General features: G+C 69.2%; 16 protein-coding genes. 11 read left to right on the top strand and 5 right to left on the bottom strand.

Annotation, left to right across the window (positions count from 1 at the left end; genetic code table 11):
• Window positions 1–107: 107 nt before the first annotated feature.
• Entirely contained in the window at window positions 108–1,325 is a 1,218-nt protein-coding gene (locus ACLBYA_RS24505) for a protein kinase domain-containing protein (RefSeq protein ID WP_447712042.1), read from the bottom strand.
• 65 nt (window positions 1,326–1,390) lie between these two features.
• Here ACLBYA_RS24505 and ACLBYA_RS24500 point away from each other — a divergent pair, with 65 nt between their 5' ends.
• A complete protein-coding gene (locus ACLBYA_RS24500; protein ID WP_447712041.1) occupies window positions 1,391–1,792 on the top strand; it encodes an Rv2175c family DNA-binding protein in 402 nt (133 codons plus the stop codon).
• Here the strand turns inward: ACLBYA_RS24500 and ACLBYA_RS24495 are convergent.
• The 4 genes from ACLBYA_RS24495 to ACLBYA_RS24480 all read right to left on the bottom strand — a co-directional run bounded on the left by ACLBYA_RS24495 (window position 1,789) and on the right by ACLBYA_RS24480 (window position 5,819).
• A complete protein-coding gene (locus tag ACLBYA_RS24495; RefSeq protein ID WP_447712040.1) occupies window positions 1,789–3,294 on the bottom strand; it encodes an alpha-(1->6)-mannopyranosyltransferase A in 1,506 nt (501 codons plus the stop codon). The two genes, ACLBYA_RS24500 and ACLBYA_RS24495, sit on opposite strands and share 4 nt — an antisense overlap.
• A gap of 4 nt (window positions 3,295–3,298) precedes the next feature.
• Window positions 3,299–4,354: a bifunctional (2E,6E)-farnesyl/geranyl diphosphate synthase gene (idsA2, locus tag ACLBYA_RS24490; protein WP_447712039.1), complete on the bottom strand. Its 1,056-nt coding sequence runs from the start codon at window positions 4,352–4,354 to the stop codon at window positions 3,299–3,301.
• Window positions 4,355–4,503: 149 nt separating this feature from the next.
• Window positions 4,504–5,193, bottom strand: coding sequence for an LppM family (lipo)protein (locus ACLBYA_RS24485; protein WP_447712038.1), 690 nt, complete (start codon window positions 5,191–5,193; stop codon window positions 4,504–4,506).
• A complete protein-coding gene (locus tag ACLBYA_RS24480; protein WP_447712057.1) occupies window positions 5,190–5,819 on the bottom strand; it encodes a GNAT family N-acetyltransferase in 630 nt (209 codons plus the stop codon). The genes ACLBYA_RS24485 and ACLBYA_RS24480 overlap by 4 nt, the downstream gene beginning before the upstream one ends.
• Window positions 5,820–6,070: 251 nt before the next feature.
• Between ACLBYA_RS24480 and ACLBYA_RS24475 the strand changes: the two genes are divergently transcribed.
• The 10 genes from ACLBYA_RS24475 to murG all read left to right on the top strand — a co-directional run bounded on the left by ACLBYA_RS24475 (window position 6,071) and on the right by murG (window position 18,527).
• A complete protein-coding gene (locus ACLBYA_RS24475) occupies window positions 6,071–6,484 on the top strand; it encodes a DUF3040 domain-containing protein (protein ID WP_447712037.1) in 414 nt (137 codons plus the stop codon).
• 399 nt (window positions 6,485–6,883) lie between these two features.
• The gene (gene mraZ / locus ACLBYA_RS24470) at window positions 6,884–7,318 is read left to right on the top strand and encodes a division/cell wall cluster transcriptional repressor MraZ (RefSeq protein WP_447712036.1); all 435 of its coding nucleotides are present in this window, start codon (window positions 6,884–6,886) and stop codon (window positions 7,316–7,318) included.
• Window positions 7,293–8,462 carry a 16S rRNA (cytosine(1402)-N(4))-methyltransferase RsmH gene (gene rsmH, locus ACLBYA_RS24465; RefSeq protein ID WP_447712035.1) on the top strand — a complete coding sequence of 390 codons (1,170 nt, stop codon included), beginning with the start codon at window positions 7,293–7,295 and terminating at the stop codon, window positions 8,460–8,462. Before mraZ ends, rsmH begins: the two co-directional genes overlap by 26 nt.
• Window positions 8,459–9,577, top strand: coding sequence for a hypothetical protein (locus tag ACLBYA_RS24460; RefSeq protein ID WP_447712034.1), 1,119 nt, complete (start codon window positions 8,459–8,461; stop codon window positions 9,575–9,577). The genes rsmH and ACLBYA_RS24460 overlap by 4 nt, the downstream gene beginning before the upstream one ends.
• Window positions 9,574–11,460, top strand: a complete 1,887-nt coding sequence (locus ACLBYA_RS24455; RefSeq protein WP_447712033.1) for a peptidoglycan D,D-transpeptidase FtsI family protein — start codon at window positions 9,574–9,576, stop codon at window positions 11,458–11,460. The genes ACLBYA_RS24460 and ACLBYA_RS24455 overlap by 4 nt, the downstream gene beginning before the upstream one ends.
• A 43-nt stretch (window positions 11,461–11,503) precedes the next feature.
• The gene (locus ACLBYA_RS24450) at window positions 11,504–13,015 is read left to right on the top strand and encodes a UDP-N-acetylmuramoyl-L-alanyl-D-glutamate--2,6-diaminopimelate ligase (protein ID WP_447712032.1); all 1,512 of its coding nucleotides are present in this window, start codon (window positions 11,504–11,506) and stop codon (window positions 13,013–13,015) included.
• On the top strand, window positions 13,012–14,508 hold the full coding sequence (locus tag ACLBYA_RS24445) for a UDP-N-acetylmuramoyl-tripeptide--D-alanyl-D-alanine ligase (protein ID WP_447712031.1): 1,497 nt from the start codon (window positions 13,012–13,014) through the stop codon (window positions 14,506–14,508). Before ACLBYA_RS24450 ends, ACLBYA_RS24445 begins: the two co-directional genes overlap by 4 nt.
• Entirely contained in the window at window positions 14,505–15,584 is a 1,080-nt protein-coding gene (gene mraY / locus ACLBYA_RS24440) for a phospho-N-acetylmuramoyl-pentapeptide-transferase (RefSeq protein WP_447712030.1), read from the top strand. Before ACLBYA_RS24445 ends, mraY begins: the two co-directional genes overlap by 4 nt.
• A gap of 331 nt (window positions 15,585–15,915) precedes the next feature.
• Window positions 15,916–17,415 (top strand): putative lipid II flippase FtsW, encoded by a 1,500-nt coding sequence (gene ftsW / locus ACLBYA_RS24435; RefSeq protein WP_447712056.1) that lies wholly within the window; start codon window positions 15,916–15,918, stop codon window positions 17,413–17,415.
• A gap of 56 nt (window positions 17,416–17,471) precedes the next feature.
• A complete protein-coding gene (murG, locus tag ACLBYA_RS24430) occupies window positions 17,472–18,527 on the top strand; it encodes an undecaprenyldiphospho-muramoylpentapeptide beta-N-acetylglucosaminyltransferase (RefSeq protein WP_447712055.1) in 1,056 nt (351 codons plus the stop codon).
• Window positions 18,528–18,532 lie beyond the last annotated feature (5 nt).

The following is an 18,532-nucleotide window of genomic DNA, read 5'->3' as shown; positions in this document are numbered from 1 at the left end:
TCCGAGAGGGTTGGTGCGTTCCTAGACAGCTCGCACTTCACTCGGAGGTCTTCTTCATGTCACCACGCCACGCCGTACCTAACGTCTGTGGTCAGTACAACTAGCGCTCAGATCAGGTTGGACAGGTTGTTGCCCAGCGTCCATGCACCGGCGGCCAGCAGGCCGGCCAGGGTGATGACCAGGATGACCCAGCACGCCAGCACCCGCCGCGACCGTTGCCGCGCCCAGACGAACTCTTCGAGGTCGACACCGGCGAATTGCCCGGCCACCGGCTGATATTCGGCCTCCTCGGCACCGGGGCCCGGCTCGTCGGGAACCGCGACGGCCGGGAGTTGGCGGGTGGGTCGGTACGGGGCCGGCGGGCGCACATCGGTGGTGCCGTCCTCGGTGTGTACCCGGCTGTGGAAGGCGGTGGCGGCGCGGTGCTGCGCCGACTGCCGCGGGGCCGGGACACGGAAGGCGGGCAGTCCGAGTTCGTCGATGATGTCGGCCAACGCATCACCGAGTTCACCGGCATCGGCGAAGCGAGCCTGCGGATCCCGGGCGGTGGCGCGGCGCACCAGGGCGTCGAACTCCGGTGGCACCCCGGCGATCGCCGCACTCGGCGCCGGGACGTCGTTGTCCATCCGCTGGTAGGCCACCGACAGCGCGGTGTCCCCGGTGAAAGGTGTTCGCCCGGTGAGCAATTCGTAGGCCAGCACGCCGACTGCGTAGACATCGCTGCGTGGTCCGCTGTCCCCGGTGCCCACCTGCTCGGGAGACAGGTAGGCGGCGGTTCCCAGGATGACGCTGGTCGAGGTGATGCCCGCCTCGGCGACGGCCCGGACCAGACCGAAATCGGCTATCTTCACCTCGCCGTCATCGGAGATCAGCACGTTTTCCGGTTTCACATCGCGGTGCACCAGGCCGGCCGCGTGCGCGACCGCCAGTCCGCGGCAGATCGGGGCCAGCACGGCCGCGGCCGCATGCGGTGGCATCGGTCCGCGTTCGCGTAGCAGTTCACGCAGCGTGCCGCCGTCGACCAGTTCCATCACCAGATAGGGCGGCGGACCGTCCGGTCCGCCGCCACCCTGGTCGTGCACCGCCACCAGGCCGTCACCCTTGAGCCGGGCCACGGTGCGGGCCTCCCGCTGGAAGCGGAACAGGAACGCCTCGTCGCGGGAGTACCGCGCATCCATCACCTTGACCGCCACCGGCCGGTCCAACCGGGTGTCCAGGCCGCGGTACACCGTCGACATGCCGCCGGTGGCGATGATCGCCTCGATCAGGTAACGCCCGTCCAGCAGGCTGCCGACGAGCGGGTCGGTGCGCTGGTAGGTATCCATCGCAGCCATCGTACGGTTCAGGTTTCTGGTATCAGGTCCTCGCCCGTGGCCCTAAACTCGGTCCGGTGAGCATTCCGGCGTCCGATGACATCCTCGATCCCGACGAAGCCGTGCTGGACCTGGCGGAAGTGTCCAACCTGCTGGGCGTCTCGGTCAGCAAGGTCAATCAGCATCTGCGCGACGGGCATCTGGTCGGTGTGCGCCGCAACGGATCCGTGGTGGTGCCCAAGGTGTTCTTCGACGACCACGGTCACGTGGTGAAGCCGCTACCGGGGCTGCTGGTGGTCCTGCGGGACGGCGGGTTCGACGTCACCGAATCGATGCGCTGGCTGTTCACCCCGGATCCGTCGCTGACACTGAGCCGCGACGGCAGCACCGAGAAGCAGACCAATGCGCGACCGGTGGACGCCCTGCGCTCGCATCAGGCGCGCGAGGTCATCCGGCGGGCGCAGGCTATGGCCTACTAAGCCGGGCGCGGGACCGAACTCTCCGGGGCCCGCGACAGTGAGTACCAGGCGGCCACCGCACACGCGATCGCCAACCCGACATGGATCACCGAGTACATCCCGTGTGATCCGTCGGGTTTGAAGATCACCATGATCCAGGTCGAGAACCCGGCGATCAACGCCACCGCGGCCCGGCTCTGCCATAGCGGTGCCAGCGTGGCCAGCGGCCAGGTGTAGTACCACGGCAGTGCCGCAGGCACGAACAGCACCACCACGCCGAGGGCGAGCGTCGTGCCGGTCAGCGCATCCCGGTCGGTGTGCCGAAAACGCCACCACAGCAACGGGAGTGCGATCGCGATGGTGGCGATCCCGATGATCCGGGTGATCTCCAGGACCGCGTAGAAATTGACCGGCACGATCAGACCGACCACCGAGTTGACCAGGTTGGCCACCGCGGTCGGCAAGGTCAGCCAGTTGATGATCTTCACCGAACCGGCCAGTGCGGTCAGCCAGCCCAGGCCCACCCCGGCCAGCCAGGACAGCACCGCGAACACCGCGACGAAGATCAGCGCCGATGCCGCCGTGGCGAACGCGAACGCCGGCACCGGTCGATAGCCGCGGGTGTCGCGCAGTCGTCGCATCCAGACCCAGACCATGAAGGGCAGCGCGATACCGGCGGTGGCCTTCACCGCCACCGCGGTGGCGATGAACGCCACCCCGATGATGGGTCGGCCCCCGAAGGTCAGGGCGACCGCGGCCATCATCAGACCGACCATCAGCATCTCGTTGTGCACCCCACCCATCAGGTGGATGATCACCAACGGGTTGAGTACGCAGATCCACAGCGCGGCAGCCGAGTTGGTGTTCAGGTGGCGGGCCACCCGCGGCGTCGCCCAGATCAGCAGCGCCAGCCCCGGCAACATGCACAACCGCAGCAGCATGGTGCCTTCGATGACGTTGTCGCCGACCACCATGGTGACGAATTTGGCCACCAGGATGAAGGCCGGTCCGTACGGGGCGGTGGTGGTCGTCCAGATCGGACTCACGTTGTCCAGCAACGAGTTCACGTTCTCGACCGGACCCACCACGTACGGATCGAAACCGTCACGCAGCAGCGCGCCCTGAGCGAGATAGGAGTACGTGTCCCGGCTGAACACCGGCACGCTGAGCAGCAGCGGTGCCAACCAGAAACCGGTGGTGGCCAACATGGTGTATTCGCTCGCGGTGCGGTCGACGACCCGTCGGCCCAGCCACAGCCAGGCCGACAGCATCAGCGCCACACCGCCCCACAACAGCACCGAGGACAGCACCAGGCCGTGCCCGAACCGCAGCCACGACATGTGCAGCGCTTCCAGCAGCGGATCGTGTAACCGGGTGCTGCCCGCACCCAGGCCACCAGCGGCGATCAGCACCGCGCCCAGGAAACCCAGCCGGGCCGGCCGCGCCTCGGGGGAGACGGCGAACGCCCACAGTCGGGTGAGGTGACCACCCGTGGCGGGCGCGTCCGATACCGGTGTGGTCATGTCCTCAGGCGGACCGGTTCGACGCCAGACCGGCCAGCTCGGCGAGACCGATCTTGGCCTGCGGGTCGATATCGGCGGCCTCGAGGGCATCGATTGCGCGCCGGTGCAGCAGTTCGATGCGGCTCTCGACGGCGGCCAGCGCACCGACCGACTCGATCGCCATGCAGACCTCCTTGACCGCGACATCGGTCAGCTCGGTACCGATCGACTCGCCCAGCAGCTTGGCCGCGGCCGGGTCGGTCTTCTGGGCAAGTTCGACCGCTTCTGCCAGCAGCACGGTCCGTTTGCCGGAGCGCAGGTCGTCACCGGAGGGCTTACCGGTCACCACCGGGTCGCCGAACACGCCGAGGACATCGTCGCGCAGCTGGAATGCGACGCCCAGATCGGTGCCGATCTGATGGAACACCGCCTGCACGTCCGGCCGGTCCGCGGCAGCCGCGGCACCGAGCTGCAATGGGCGCGACACCGTGTACGACGCGGTCTTGTAGGTGTTGACGTTCATGGCCGAGGCCACCGAGTCGGCGCCACTGGCCTCGGCGACGATGTCCAGATACTGGCCGCCGAGCACCTCGGTGCGGATATCGGCCCATACCCGGTGCACCCGCAGGTGCGCATCGGCGGGTAGATCGGCGGTGGCCACGATGTCGTCGGCCCACACCAGCGACAGATCGCCGAGCAGGATCGCCGAGGACAGACCGAACTGTTCGGGGGAGCCGTGCCAGTTGTTCGCGCGGTGCATCTCGGCGAAGTGCCGGTGCACGGTCGGCAATCCACGTCGGGTCGCCGAAGCGTCGATGACGTCGTCGTGGGCCAGCGCACAGGCGTGCAGGAACTCCAGCGCGGAGAACAGCCGCAGCGCATGGGAGTCCGAGGGCCGGTCCTGTCCGGCCACCGCGCGCCAACCCCAGTAGGCAAAGAGCGGGCGGATGCGTTTGCCGCCGCGCAGCACGAACTCCTCGAGCGCCGCGGTCAGCTCGGCATACTCGGGGCCGATATAGGCACAATCCCGGCGGCGTTCAGCGAGGTACTGACGCAGTTCCTCGACGACGGAGTTGACCAACTCGACGGCTGACGGTGCCGCTGTATCGACGCTCAGCGGACGCCCCTTTCTGGATTCGCTTGCTCAACCTGATTCGCTTACCCCCGGGTCCTTCAGCGTAGAGCGTCCCGGCCGCCGGTTGGTCGGCAGGCACGCTGACAACCTCGCAATTATGAATCGGCAGTCTCGCCGGCGCGAGGTGAGCGGTCCCTGCTCACCCATGCCACCGAGCCGAGAACCCCCGCCACGATGAACGACGCGACGGTCAGCCAGATGGCCGCACCGGTGAACGAGCGGGCGCTCGGGTCGGTGTAGCGGGCCTGGGCGTTCATCGTCGTCACGACGCCGGGCTTGAGCTTCCACTCGACGACCTCGCCGGACACCTGATCGCCGTTGGTGGAGGTCACCTCACCGGGGAACGCAACACTGAGCGTGACGTCGGCTTCCGGGTCCGACAGTGTCGTCAGGTCCACCCGGCCCTCCAGGATGACCAGGTCACCGGCCCGCCGCAACGAGATGTCGACACCGGCGGCATCACGATTCATGTTCGCCAGCTGGGGCAGCTCGGCGAAGGTCAGGTCGGAGAACACCGCCTGCGAGCCGACATAGTCCCCGCGCTCGTACTGCGAGACCGCCACCTTGTTGCTGAACGGCAGCGAGTTGAGCAGCTGCGGTCCTTTGTCCGCGTCGTCACGCGGCTTGGACGCGGCGACGATCTGGCCGGAGACGCGATCGTCGGGGGACACCGTGATCGACGCGCGCACCCGCACGCAGCCGACGGCAAACGGGACGACGATCAGCAGCAGCAGGACCAGGCCGGCGAGTCGGCGGTGTCGGGGGCGGGCGTGCACCTGCGTCATGGTGCCAGACCGGGCTGGTCAAGGGGGAGCGTGCGGCCCAGGATGGCGAACGCCCGGGGGTCCCCGGCGAAGTGGTAGTCGCGGATCACGTCAGCGAAGCCGAGCCGCCGGTACAGCCGCCAGGCGCGGTTGGACTCGCCGTTGATCTCCGGGGTCGACAGCAGCACGTGTGCCTCGGTGCGGTCGGCCAGCAGCCGCCTGGCCAGCGCCTCACCCAGGCCCTGCCCCTGGGCGTGCGGGTGGATGTGCAGTTCGGTGAGCTCGAAGTAGTCCGACAGCACCGCGGTGTCGGTCTGACGACCGTCGGCCTCGCGGCGGCGCAGACCGTGCATGACCTGCTGCTGCCACCACTGGTCGGGTGCACCGCTGTATCCGTAGGCGACGCCGAGCATCTCGGCCGAGTCCAGCACACCGGCCTCGTCGGGGCCGTGATCGGTGGACACCGACGGGGTACTCAGCGCCGCGACACCCTTCCAGCCGGCCCGACGGGTGTGCTCCAGCCACATCGAGGCGCGCTGCTCCTCGGTGCCCCGCGGGTACTGCATCGCCTGCACGTACACCGCGAGCGCTTCGCGGAGCCGTTGGCGCATGATCTCCGCCGACAGGTCCACCAGATAAGTCGCCAACGGGATCCTTCGCGGTGTCATCGGTGCGCACGGTCAGGAGTCATTATCGGTCCCTGCCGCGCTCAGAGGTCCACGTGGGTGAGGTGACGGCGGTCTTTGGTGGCAGAGGTCATACAATCGTGGGCGAAGTAGGTGGTACGGCTCAGATTGACCTCGTATCATGGGATCAGACGCTCGTAAAATCGCGGGCGCCAGATAGGTTTTCCAGATTTCGGCTCCGCGGAGCCCACGGCGCGTACCAGGAGGGACGGATGCCACTCTCCGACCACGAGCAGCGCATGCTCGACCAGATCGAAAGCGCGCTGTACGCGGAGGACCCCAAGTTCGCTTCCAGCGTTCGCGGCGGTAATCTGCGTGCCCCGTCGGCCCGACGCCGGCTGCAGGGCATCGCCCTCTTCGTGGTGGGGATCGCCATGCTGGTCTGCGGGGTCGCGATCAAGGCGACCATGATCGGCAGTTTCCCGATCCTCTCGGTCATCGGCTTCATCGTGATGTTCGGTGGTGTGGTCTTCGCGATCACCGGCCCGCGTGTCGCCGGCGGCGCCGCGGACAAGGGTGCGCCCGCCGGTGGTTCGGCCAAGACCGGTAAGCGCGGTAAATCCACCGGTGGTGGTTCGTTCACCAGCCGCATGGAGGACCGCTTCCGCCGTCGCTTCGACGAGTGACGCCGATTCCCCACTGATCTCCACGCAGGGGTAGCTCCGGTCCGGAGCTACCCCCTTTTTTGTGCGTTGACGTGGTTTTGCTCCCGCAAACCGCGCGGCGTGTCGGGAAAATCAGGGTGACGGCCCCACATTCCCCCCACCTCCACCCACTTGACCCCCGTTGTGGGTATCGGGAGCTTTGAGCTGGGATTTCTTGCTGTTTCTGAGTGTCTGGCGGCGCGTTTGTGGCATCCGCAGGGGCACAAATGCGGCCAAAGTGGCGAGTGGGGCCAACTTGGTGGCAGCAAATGGAGCTAAGTGGGGGATTGTGGGGTAAAGTGGCTGACAACGGAGCAACCGGAGCTCCGTCCGGCGGGTGAAGCGCAGCGACTCGGAATCCGAGTGGTTGGAGGTGGCGGGATGTTTCTCGGCACCTACACGCCCAAACTCGACGACAAGGGGCGGCTCACACTGCCCGCAAGGTTCCGCGACGCACTGGCAGGAGGGTTGATGGTCACCAAGAGTCAAGATCACAGCCTTGCCGTGTACCCGCGGGCCGAATTCGAGACCATGATCACCGAGAAGTACGCGAAGGCCGAGCGCGGTAACCCCGAGGCTCGTGCCTACCTGCGCAACCTGGCCGCCGCGACAGATGAACAGCATCCCGACGCACAAGGCCGCATCACGCTGTCGGCCGACCACCGGCGCTACGCGAACCTCAGCAAGGAATGCGTGGTGATCGGCAACTTCAAGTTCCTGGAGATCTGGGACGCTCAGGCCTGGCAGGACTACCAGAACACCCACGAAGAGAACTTCTCAGCGGCTTCCGATGAAGCTCTTCGCGACATCATCTGAGCCCGAAGCCCGTGCAACGAGGCCTCTGTCCGAACCGGCCCTGGCGTACTTCCCCGACGCCAGGTCCGCCTCGGACAGGGACCCCGGTGCAGGGGTGCGGATTCTCGACAGGGGAGTCGCAGTGCCTGACGAAACTCCAGAACCCGGCGGAACCCCAGAACCCGGCAGAACCCCTAAATCCGGCGAACACGGCCACGTTCCCGTCCTGCTCGACCGCTGCGTCGAGCTGCTGACCCCGGCCCTGACCCGCCGCAACGCCGACGGCACCGGCGCCGTTCTGGTCGATGGCACCCTCGGTGCCGGCGGGCACACCGAACGGTTCCTGAGCGATCTGCCCGGCCTGCGCGTCATCGGCCTGGACCGCGACCCGAACGCATTGCGCATCGCCGGCGAGCGGCTGGCCCCCTTCGGTGACCGGTTCCGAGCGGTCCGCACCCGGTACGACGGCTACTGGGACGACCGCGACGAGGTCACGGTCGACGGGGTCCTCTTCGATCTCGGGGTGTCCTCGATGCAGCTCGATCTGATCGACCGCGGGTTCTCCTACGCCCACGACGCGCCGCTGGACATGCGGATGGACCCGGACGCCCCACTGACGGCGGCCGAGATCCTCAACACCTATGACGAGCGGGCTATCACCCGGCTGCTGCGCGAGTACGGCGACGAGCGGTTCGCCAACCGGATCGCCGCGCGGGTTGTGCGCCGCCGCGCCCGGCAACCGTTCGTCAGCACCGGCGAGCTGGTCGAGGTGCTCTACGAGGCCATCCCGGCGGCCACCCGGCGCACCGGCGGGCACCCGGCCAAGCGGACCTTCCAGGCGTTGCGCATTGCGGTCAACGGTGAGCTCGATTCGCTGCGCGAGGCCCTGCCCGCGGCGCTGGCGGCGCTGTCGGGCGGGGGCCGGATCGTGGTGATGGCCTATCAGTCCCTGGAGGACAAGATCGTCAAGAGCCTGTTCGCCGCGGCGACCGCATCGCGCACCCCGCCCGGGCTGCCGATGGAGCTGCCCGGTTACGAGGCCGAATTCGTATCACTGACCCGAGGCGCCGAACAGGCCGACGCCGACGAGATCGAGCTCAATCCGCGGAGTGCTCCGGTACGGCTGCGGGCACTGGAAAAGGTTGCCGGAAAGGATGACTCATGAAGGGAAAGCGATCCGCACCGGGGCGCAGCACCGACGAGCGTCGACGCGGCAGCACCCCGGAGGCCAGAGCCGTCCAGCGGCGCCAACCCGAGGCGCCGGCACGTAAACGCCGCGGCGCGCCGGAGCAGCGGCCGCAGCGGTCCGGTCCCAAGACCACCCCGGTGCGGCGCCCGGTCGACGGACCGGCCCGGCCGAAGAATGCCAGCCAGGCCAAGGCGCGGGCCAAGGCGCGTAAGGCCAAGGCCCCCAAGGTCGTCCGCCCGCCGCTGCGGGAACGGCTGATCGCCCGGCTGGCCACCATCGAGCTGAACCCGCGGACGCTGGCCGCCCGGGTGCCGTTCGTCGTGCTGGTCATCGCCGCACTCGGTATCGGCCTCGGCGTCACGCTGTGGTTGTCCACCGACGCCGCCAGCCGTTCCTATGAGCTCGGGCATGCCCGCGATCTGAATCAGGCCCTGCTGCAGCAGAAGGAGGCGCTCGAGCGTGATGTGCTGGAGGCCCAGGCGCCGCCGGCGCTGGCCGAGGCCGCCCGCGGGCTGGGCATGATCCCGTCCCGCGACACCGCGCATCTGGTGCAGGACCCCACGGGTGCCTGGATGGTGGTCGGTACCCCGAAGCCGGCCGAGGGGGCGCCGCCGCCACCGCTGAACACCCCGCTGCCCGAGGAACGCCCGGCCGCGCCGGCGGCCCCGGCCCGGCCCGCGGGGGGGCCGCCGGCACCGCGGGTGGTGGACCCGCGTGAGGTGGTGGTCCGGGTGCCACCGCGCACCGCGCCGCAGAATGCGCCCGCGGCGGCACCGTTGAATTCCCCGGCGCCCGCACCCGAGGTCGCTGCGATTCCCGCTGCGCCACCGGCTGATCCGGCCCAGCTACCGCCCGCCGCCCCGCTGACGGCCGGTGAACCGTTGGTCGTGCCGATGCCCGGGATGCCCGCGCCGGTTCCCGTCGAGGGGCTGCCGGGGTTGCCGCATCTGGCGACTCCGCAGCTGCCCGCGCAGCCCGGACCGGTCGGCGGTCTGGAGCACCTGCCGCAGGCGCCGGCCGCGGTGGCGCCCGCTCCCGAGGCGCCCGTCGAGGTCCCGGTCGAGGTTCCCGTCCCTGGTGCCCCGGCATGACGCGCGACCGCAACCAGGAACACTCCGCCACCGATCGGCGCATCCGCCGCCCGCAGCAGCAGGCGCAGAGTGGTTTGCGCAGTTCGTCTTTCGTGTTCCGGCACCGGGCCGGCAATGTGGTGATCTTCCTGGTGCTGGTGGTCGCGGCCGCGCAGCTGTTCAACCTGCAGATCTCCAATGCGGCCGGCCTGCGCGCCGAGGCCGCCGGTCAGCTCAAGGTCACCGACGTCCAGCAGGCCGTCCGCGGCAGCATCGTCGACCGCAACAACGACAAGCTGGCCTTCACCATCGAGGCCCGGGCGCTGACCTTCCAGCCGGTGCGTATCCGTAAGCAGCTGGAAGAGGAGCAGGCCAAGAACCCCGAGGACGCCCCGGATCCCGACGCTCGGCTGCGTGAGATCGCCGCCGATATCGCGACCCGGCTGAACAACCGGCCCGATGCCAAGACACTGCTGGCCAAGCTCACCAGCAAGGACACCTTCGCCTACCTGGCGCGTGCCGTCGACCCGGCCATCGCCGATGCCATCACCACCAAGTTCCCCGAGGTCGGCTCCGAGCGGCAGGACATCCGGCAGTACCCGGGTGGCTCGCTGGCGGCCAATATCGTCGGCGGTATCGACTGGGATGGGCACGGCCTGCTCGGCCTGGAGGACTCGCTGGACGCCAAGCTGGCGGGCACCGACGGGTCGGTCACCTACGACCGCGGCTCCGACGGTGTGATGATCCCGGGCAGCATGCGCAACCGGCACGAGGCCGTCGACGGCGCGACAATACAACTGACCCTCGACGACGACATCCAGTTCTACGTCCAGCAGCAGGTGCAGCAGGCCAAGGACCTGTCCGGGGCGGGCAACGTGTCGGCCGTCGTCCTGGACGCCAAAACCGGTGAGGTGCTGGCGATGTCGAACGACAACACGTTCGACCCCTCGCAGGACGTCGGCCGCCAGGGCAACCGGCAGATGGGCAACCCGGCGGTGTCCTCGCCGTTCGAACCGGGCTCGGTGAACAAGATCGTCACCGCGGCGACGGCCATCGAGATGGGCCTGACCAATCCCGACGAGGTGCTGTCGGTACCGGGTTCGATCGACATGGGCGGTGTCACCGTGAAGGACGCCTGGAACCATGGCGTCGACCAGTACACCACCACCGGCGTGTTCGGTAAGTCCTCCAACGTCGGCACCCTGATGCTGGCGCAGCGGTTCGGCCCGGAGAAGTTCGCCGAGATGCTGGAGAAGTTCGGCCTCGGCGCGCGCACCGGTATCGAACTTCCCGGCGAGAGTGCGGGACTGGTCCCACCGATGGATCAGTGGTCGGGCAGCTCGTTCGCGAACCTTCCCATCGGGCAGGGCCTTTCGATGACACTGCTGCAGATGACCGGGATGTTCCAGGCCATCGCCAACGACGGGGTGCGGATGCCGCCGCGGATCATCAAGTCCACCATCGCCGCCGACGGCACCGAGACCGCCGAGGAGGCCCCCGAGGGTATCCGGGTGGTATCGGCCGACACCGCGGCCAAGGTGCGTAACCTGTTGCGCGCCACCGTGCAGCGCGACCCGCGGGGAGTGCAGCAGGGCACCGGTTGGCAGGCCGCGGTCGACGGCTACCAGATCGCCGGCAAGACCGGGACAGCGCAGCAGATCAACCCGAACTGCGGTTGCTACTACGACGATCACTATTGGATCACCTTCGCCGGGATGGCTCCGTCGGACAACCCGCGTTATGTCATCGGCATCATGGCCGACAACCCGGCGCGCACCGCAGACGGGCTGCCGGGCACCAGCATGGCCCCGCTGTTCCACCACATCGCGTCCTGGCTGCTGCAGCGGGAGAATGTGCCGCTGTCCGCCGACCCGGGTCCGCCGTTGACACTGCAGGCGGAGTGAGCCGGAATCCGTCCCAGATGGCCCCCGGTACTGTGGCAAGGCCATGAAACTGCGTCCCTCGAATCCCGCCGGTGCATTGCTGGGGCCATTGGCCGACGGCATCGGCGCCGCGGGGGCGCCCGGCCCGGGTATCCGGGTCACCGGCGTGACACTGCGCAGCCAGGATGTCCGGCCCGGTGACCTGTTCGCCGCGCTGCCCGGCGGGCGCGCCCACGGTGCCGCCTACGCATCCGACGCGATCGCCGCCGGTGCCGTCGCCGTGCTGACCGATCCGGCCGGGGCCGAACTGCTCTCCGAGGTGTCCGTACCGGTGCTGGTGCACCCGCAACCGCGCGCCGTGCTCGGTGGAGTGGCCGCCGATGTATACGGAAACCCGTCGCAGGCCCTGCGGGTCATCGGGGTCACCGGCACCTCCGGCAAAACCACCACCACCTATCTCGTCGAGGCCGGGTTGCGCGCCGCCGGCCGGACGGCGGGCCTGATAGGCACCGTCGGCATCCGCATCGACGGACGTGACGAGCCCAGCGCGTTGACCACACCGGAGGCGCCGGATCTGCAGGCACTGCTCGCGGTGATGGTCGAACGCGGCGTCGACACCGTCGTCATGGAGGTCTCCAGCCACGCCCTGACCCTGGGTCGCGTGGACGGCACCGCGTTCGAGGCGGGCGGTTTCACCAATCTGTCGCGTGATCATCTGGATTTCCACCCGACCATGGCCGACTATCTGGACGCCAAGGCGCGACTGTTCGAGCCGGACTCGCCCAACCACGCGGCGCGCGCGGTGGTGTGCGTCGACGACGAGGCAGGCCGCGAGATCGCCGCCAGGGCCGACCGTCCGGTGCGGGTGGCCACCACCGGGGCCGACGCCGACTGGCGCATCGAATCAGCGCACGCGATCGAGCAGGGCGTCCAGGAGTTCGTGGCCGTCGACCCGGCCGGGGTGCACCACACGCTGCGGATTGCGCTGCCCGGTCGCTACAACATCGCCAATGCGCTGCTGGCGATCGCGCTGCTCGACGCGGTCGGGGTATCCCCGGAGCAGAGCGGGCCGGGGCTGCGCGCGGCCGCGGTACCGGGCCGGCTGGAGGCGATCGATTGCGGGCAGCCGTTCCTGGCGCTCGTCGACTACGCGCACAAACCCGGTGCGCTGGCCGCGGTGCTGCAGACCCTGCGCGACCAGGCCCGGGGCCGGCTGGCCGTGGTGTTCGGCGCGGGCGGCAACCGTGATGCCGGCAAGCGCGAGCCGATGGGCCGGATCGCGGCCGAGATCGCCGATCTGGTGGTGATCACCGACGACAATCCGCGCGATGAGGATCCCGCGTCGATCCGGTCGGCGATCCGCGCCGGTGTGACCGGGTCGCGCGCCGAGGTCATCGAGATCGGGGACCGGCGTACCGCCATCGATCACGCCGTGGCCTGGGCGCAGGCCGACGATGTTGTGCTGATCGCCGGCAAGGGCCACGAATCCGGGCAGACCGCGGCGGGTGTCACCCGGCCGTTCGACGACCGCATCGAGTTGGCCGCCGCGCTGACCGCGCTCAAGGACCGCCGATGATCGAGATGACCCTGGCCCGGGTCGCCGAGATCGTGGGCGGCGAACTGGCCGATATCGATGCCGCCGCGGCGGCCGAGACCGTGGTGACCGGGACCGTCGAATTCGACTCGCGGGCCGTCACCGCGGGCGGACTGTTCCTGGCACTCCCGGGCGCCCGCAGCGACGGACATGATTTCGCCGCCACGGCGATCGCGGCCGGTGCGGTCGCGGTGCTGGCCGCGCGGCCGGTCGGGGTGCCCGCGATCGTCGTCACGCCTGCCGGTGCCACCGATACCGGCTCCGGTGCCCTCGAACATGACGATGCCGCGGGCTCGGGTGCCGCGGTGCTCGCGGCGCTGGCCCGGCTGGCCGCCGCGGTCGCCGCCGAGCTGACGGCGGCCGGGCTGCGGATCATCGGCGTGACCGGGTCGTCGGGCAAGACGTCGACCAAGGATCTGCTGGCTGCGGTGCTCGCCCCACTGGGTGAGGTGGTGGCCCCGCCCGGGTCGTTCAACAACGAGCTCGGCCATCCGTGGACGGTGCTGCGCGCCACCCCGGCGACCGACTTCCTGATCCTGGAGATGTCGGCACGGCATCCCGGCAATATCGCCGCGCTGGCCGCCATCGCGACCCCGTCGATCGGGGTGGTGCTCAACGTCGGGACCGCCCACCTGGGTGAGTTCGGCTCCCGTGAGATCATCGCCGCCACCAAATCCGAACTCGCGCAATCAGTTCCATCGACAGGTGTGGTGATCCTGAATGTCGATGACACCGCGGTGGCGGCCATGGCACAGGTGACCGCGGCGCGGGTGGTGCGGGTCTCGCGTGGGCCCGGTGCTGACATCTGGTCTTCCGGCGAGACGCTGGACGAACTGGCCCGTCCCGGGTTCACGCTGCACGCCGGTGATCAGCAGATCGCGGTGGCACTGGCCGTGCACGGCGAGCATCAGGTGTCCAACGCGCTGTCCGCGGTGGCGGTCGCCCTGGAGTGTGGCGCGAGCCTGCCGCAGGTGGCCGACGCACTGGCGGGTGCCGGCCCGGTCTCGGCGCGGCGGATGCAGGTGCACACCCGGGCCGACGGCGTCACCGTCATCAACGATGCGTACAACGCCAATCCCGACTCGATGACGGCAGGATTGAAGGCGCTGGCGTGGATGGCGCGCTCCGGAGCCCAGGGCAGGCGCCGCAGTTGGGCGGTTCTGGGCGAGATGGCCGAGCTCGGCGATGACGCGATATCCGAGCACGATCGCATCGGCCGGTTCGCCGTGCGCTTAGATGTGTCTCGATTGATAGTCGTGGGAACCGGGAGATCGATGAGCGCCATGCATCAGGGGGCGGTGATGGAAGGGTCGTGGGGCAGTGAGTCCGTACTCGTGCCCGATGCCGACGCCGCACTGGCGCTGTTGCAGGACGAACTTTCTCCTGGCGACGTGGTGCTGGTGAAGGCGTCCAATGCGGCCGGGCTCGGTGCGCTGGCCGATCGCCTCGCCGAGCAGGGGGACGGGCACCGATGAAGCAGATCCTGGTGGCGGTCGCCATCGCGCTGGCGGTGTCGATCGTGCTGACACCCGTGCTGATCCGGCTGTTCACCAAGCAGGGGTTCGGGCAGGAGATCCGGGAGGACGGCCCGGCCAGCCATCAGAAGAAGCGTGGCACCCCATCGATGGGTGGCGTCGCCATCATGGCCGGCATCTGGGCCGGTTACCTGGGCACCCATCTGTTCGGGTTGCCGTTCGGCGGCGAGGGGCCGTCGGCCTCGGGCCTGCTGGTGCTCGGGCTGGCCACTGCACTGGCCATCGTCGGCTTCATCGACGACCTGATCAAGATCCGTCGCTCCCGCAACCTGGGCCTGAACAAACGCGCCAAGACCATCGGCCAGCTGACCGCGGCCGTGTTGTTCGGCGTCCTCGTGCTGCAGTTCAGCAATGCCGAGGGGCTGACCCCGGGTAGCGCGCAGCTGTCCTATGTCCGCGAGATCGCCACCGTGACGCTGGCGCCGACGGTTTTTGTGCTGTTCGTGGTGATCCTGGTCAGCGCCTGGTCCAACGCGGTCAACCTGACCGACGGGCTGGACGGCCTGGCCGCCGGCGCGATGGCGATGGTCAGCGCCGCCTACGTGCTGATCACCTTCTGGCAGTACCGCAACGACTGCGCCACCGGCCCCAGCCTGGGCTGCTACAACGTGCGGGACCCGCTCGACCTGGCCTTGGTGGCCGCCGCGACGGCGGGTGCCTGTATCGGGTTCCTCTGGTGGAACGCCGCACCGGCCAAGATCTTCATGGGCGACACCGGTTCGCTGGCACTAGGTGGCATCATCGCCGGGCTGTCGGTGACCAGCCGCACCGAGATCCTGGCCGTCGTGCTGGGCGCGCTGTTCGTCGCCGAGGTGACCTCGGTGGTGGTGCAGATCCTGGCCTTCCGTACGACGGGCCGCCGGGTGTTCCGGATGGCGCCCTTCCATCACCACTTCGAACTGGTCGGCTGGGCCGAGACGACGGTGATCATCCGGTTCTGGCTGCTGACCGCGATCGCCTGTGGGCTGGGTGTCGCGTTGTTCTACGGCGAATGGCTGAGTGTCGTCGGCGCGTAGGCGCCGCGAGACAGAGGTCGTCGGCGCGTAGGCCGAACACATTCGCCGAGACACGCGCTTCTGGGGTATTTCGGGGCTCTGTCACCCCAGGTGCGCGGGTTTCGGCATTAGCTGGCGGGCCCGCGCCTGCGACACGCGCACCTGATATCCGCCACCGCGCGCCTGTGACGGGGGAGGATTCTGGGGTGCAAGAGACTAGTGGGGCGGGCGTTAAGCCTGTGACTCTTGCGAGTGGCCGGTGAGGAATCCGCTCGCGGGGGTGCGGGCAAAGCTGCGGCGGTCGGACAAAACCGACACCGGTACCGCGGACGACGGCACCCCGAAATCCTCGGTGGTCGCCGCGCCGCGCACCCGGTTCGGCCAGTGGCTGAGCCGGCCGATGACATCGTTCCACCTGATCATCGCGGTCTCGTCGATCCTGGTGACACTCGGCCTCATCATGGTGCTCTCGGCATCCGGCGTGTACTCGTACGACTCGGGTGGTTCACCGTGGACCGTCTTCGCCAAGCAGGCGTTGTGGACCGGCGTCGGCCTGATCGCCTTCTATCTGGCGCTGCGGATGCCGGTATCGCTGATGCGACGGCTGGCCCTGCCCGGTTTCTGCATCACCATCGTCCTGCTGATCCTGGTGCTGATCCCCGGTATCGGAAAGATCGCCAACGGGTCCCGCGGCTGGTTCGTCTTCGGTGGCTTCTCCATGCAGCCCTCGGAGTTGGCCAAGATCGCGTTCGCCATCTGGGGCGCCCACCTGCTGGCCACCCGCCGCCTGGAACAGGCCTCGCTACGCGAGATGCTGGTGCCGCTGGTCCCGGCCGCCGGGCTGGCGCTGACGCTGATCGTGCTGCAGCCCGACCTCGGGCAGACGGTGACCATGAGCATCATCCTGTTGGGCCTGCTCTGGTACGCAGGTCTGCCGTTGCGGGTGTTCATCAGCTCGCTGTCGGCCATGGCGATCGCAGCCGGTGTGCTCGCGGTCTCGGCCGGTTACCGCTCCAACCGGGTGCAGTCCTGGCTCAATCCGGGTGCCGATCCGGGTGGTGCCGGTTATCAGGCGCGCCAGGCCCGGTACGCGCTGGCCAACGGCGGCCTGTTCGGCAACGGCCTGGGCCAGGGCACCGCCAAGTACAACTATCTGCCGAACGCCCACAACGACTTCATCTTCGCGATCATCGGCGAGGAGCTCGGTTATGTCGGCGCCGCCGGCCTGCTCTGCCTGTTCGGTCTGTTCGCCTACACCGGCATGCGCATCGCCCGCCGCTCGGCCGATCCGTTCCTGCGGCTGCTGACGGCGACGGTGACGCTGTGGGTGATCGGCCAGGCGTTCATCAACGTCGGTTACGTCGTCGGCCTGCTGCCCGTCACCGGCCTGCAGCTGCCGCTGATCTCGGCGGGCGGCACCTCGACGGCCACCACCATGCTGATCCTGGGCGTCATCACCAACGCCGCGCGGCACGAACCCGAGGCGGTCGCCGCGCTGCGCGCCGGCCGCGACGACCGGGTCAACCGGTTGCTGCGGCTGCCGCTGCCCGAGCCCTATGTACCCAGCCGACTCGACGTGGCGCGCGACCGGTTGCGCACCAAGGACGGTAAGCCCGGCAAGGCCGTGGCGAAGAAGCCCGCACCCAAGAAGACCAGGAGTCAGCCTCCCGCCAAGAAGCCCCGCAAGGCTCCGGCGGTCGACGCTCGCCGTACCGCGCACCGGGATGGCCAACCGGGCGACCGGGCGGCGCGGGCAACAGGGCATCATGGTGACCGTCGACGCGCGAGTCAGCGAGGTCGGGTGGAGGAGGGCCGGCGGCCCCGGTCATTGGAAGGTCAGCGTTACGGGTGAGCACGATATCGGTCGTCCTGGCCGGCGGCGGAACGGCAGGTCATGTGGAACCTGCGATGGCCGTGGCCGATGCGCTGACCGAGCTGGATCCACGGGTACGGATCACCGCACTGGGCACCCAGCGCGGTCTGGAGACCCGACTCGTCCCTGAACGCGGCTACGACCTGGAGCTCATCACCCCGGTTCCGCTGCCGCGCAAACCGTCGGCGGATCTGGCCCGGTTGCCGTTTCGGGTGCGCACCGCGATCCGGCAGACCCGGTCGGTGTTCGACGCCGTCGACGTCGACGTGGTGATCGGCTTCGGTGGGTACGTGTCGGTCCCGGCCTACCTGGCGGCCCGGCGCGGTGTGCGCAGGCCGGCGGTGCCGGTGGTGATCCATGAGGCCAACGCCAGTGCGGGCTGGGCCAACAAGCTCGGCGCCCGCTCGGCGCGGCGGGTGCTCGCCGCGGTGCCCGATCCGGGGCTCGGTGCCGTCGAGGTGGTCGGAGTGCCGGTGCGGGCCAGCATCACCGCACTGGATCGCGCCGCGTTGCGGGCGCAGGCCCGGGCGGCCTTCGGCTTCGCCGACGATGCGCTGGTGCTGCTGGTGTTCGGCGGTTCCCAGGGCGCGCAGTCCATCAACCGCGCCGTCGCCGGTGCCGCCGGTGACCTTGCCGCCAAGGGTATTTCGGTGCTGCACGCGCACGGCCCGAAGAACACCCTGGAACTGCCTGCGCCATCCGGGCCGCCGTACGTGGCCGTGCCGTACCTGGACCGGATGGATCTGGCCTATGCCGCAGCAGATCTGGCGATCTGCCGGTCCGGGGCGATGACGGTCGCCGAGGTCAGCGCCGTCGGACTGCCCGCGGTCTACGTCCCGCTGCCCATCGGCAACGGCGAACAGCGCCTCAACGCGCTGCCGGTGGTGCAGGCCGGTGGCGGTCTGCTCGTCGAGGACGCCGACCTGTCCCCGGCGCTGGTCGCCGAGACCGTGGTGGGCGTGCTCGCCGATCGCACCCGCCTGCGGCAGATGACCGAGGCGGCCGCGCTGGCCGGGCACCGTGACGCCGCCCGCCGGGTGGCCGAGGTCGCACTCGAGGTGGCCCGGACGAACCGGAAGTCGTCGCGGTGAAGGGG

Source organism: Mycobacterium sp. C31M, from assembly GCF_053345865.1.
Note: the sequence above shows the minus strand (reverse complement) of the source record. Positions and strands in the feature narration are given on the sequence as shown.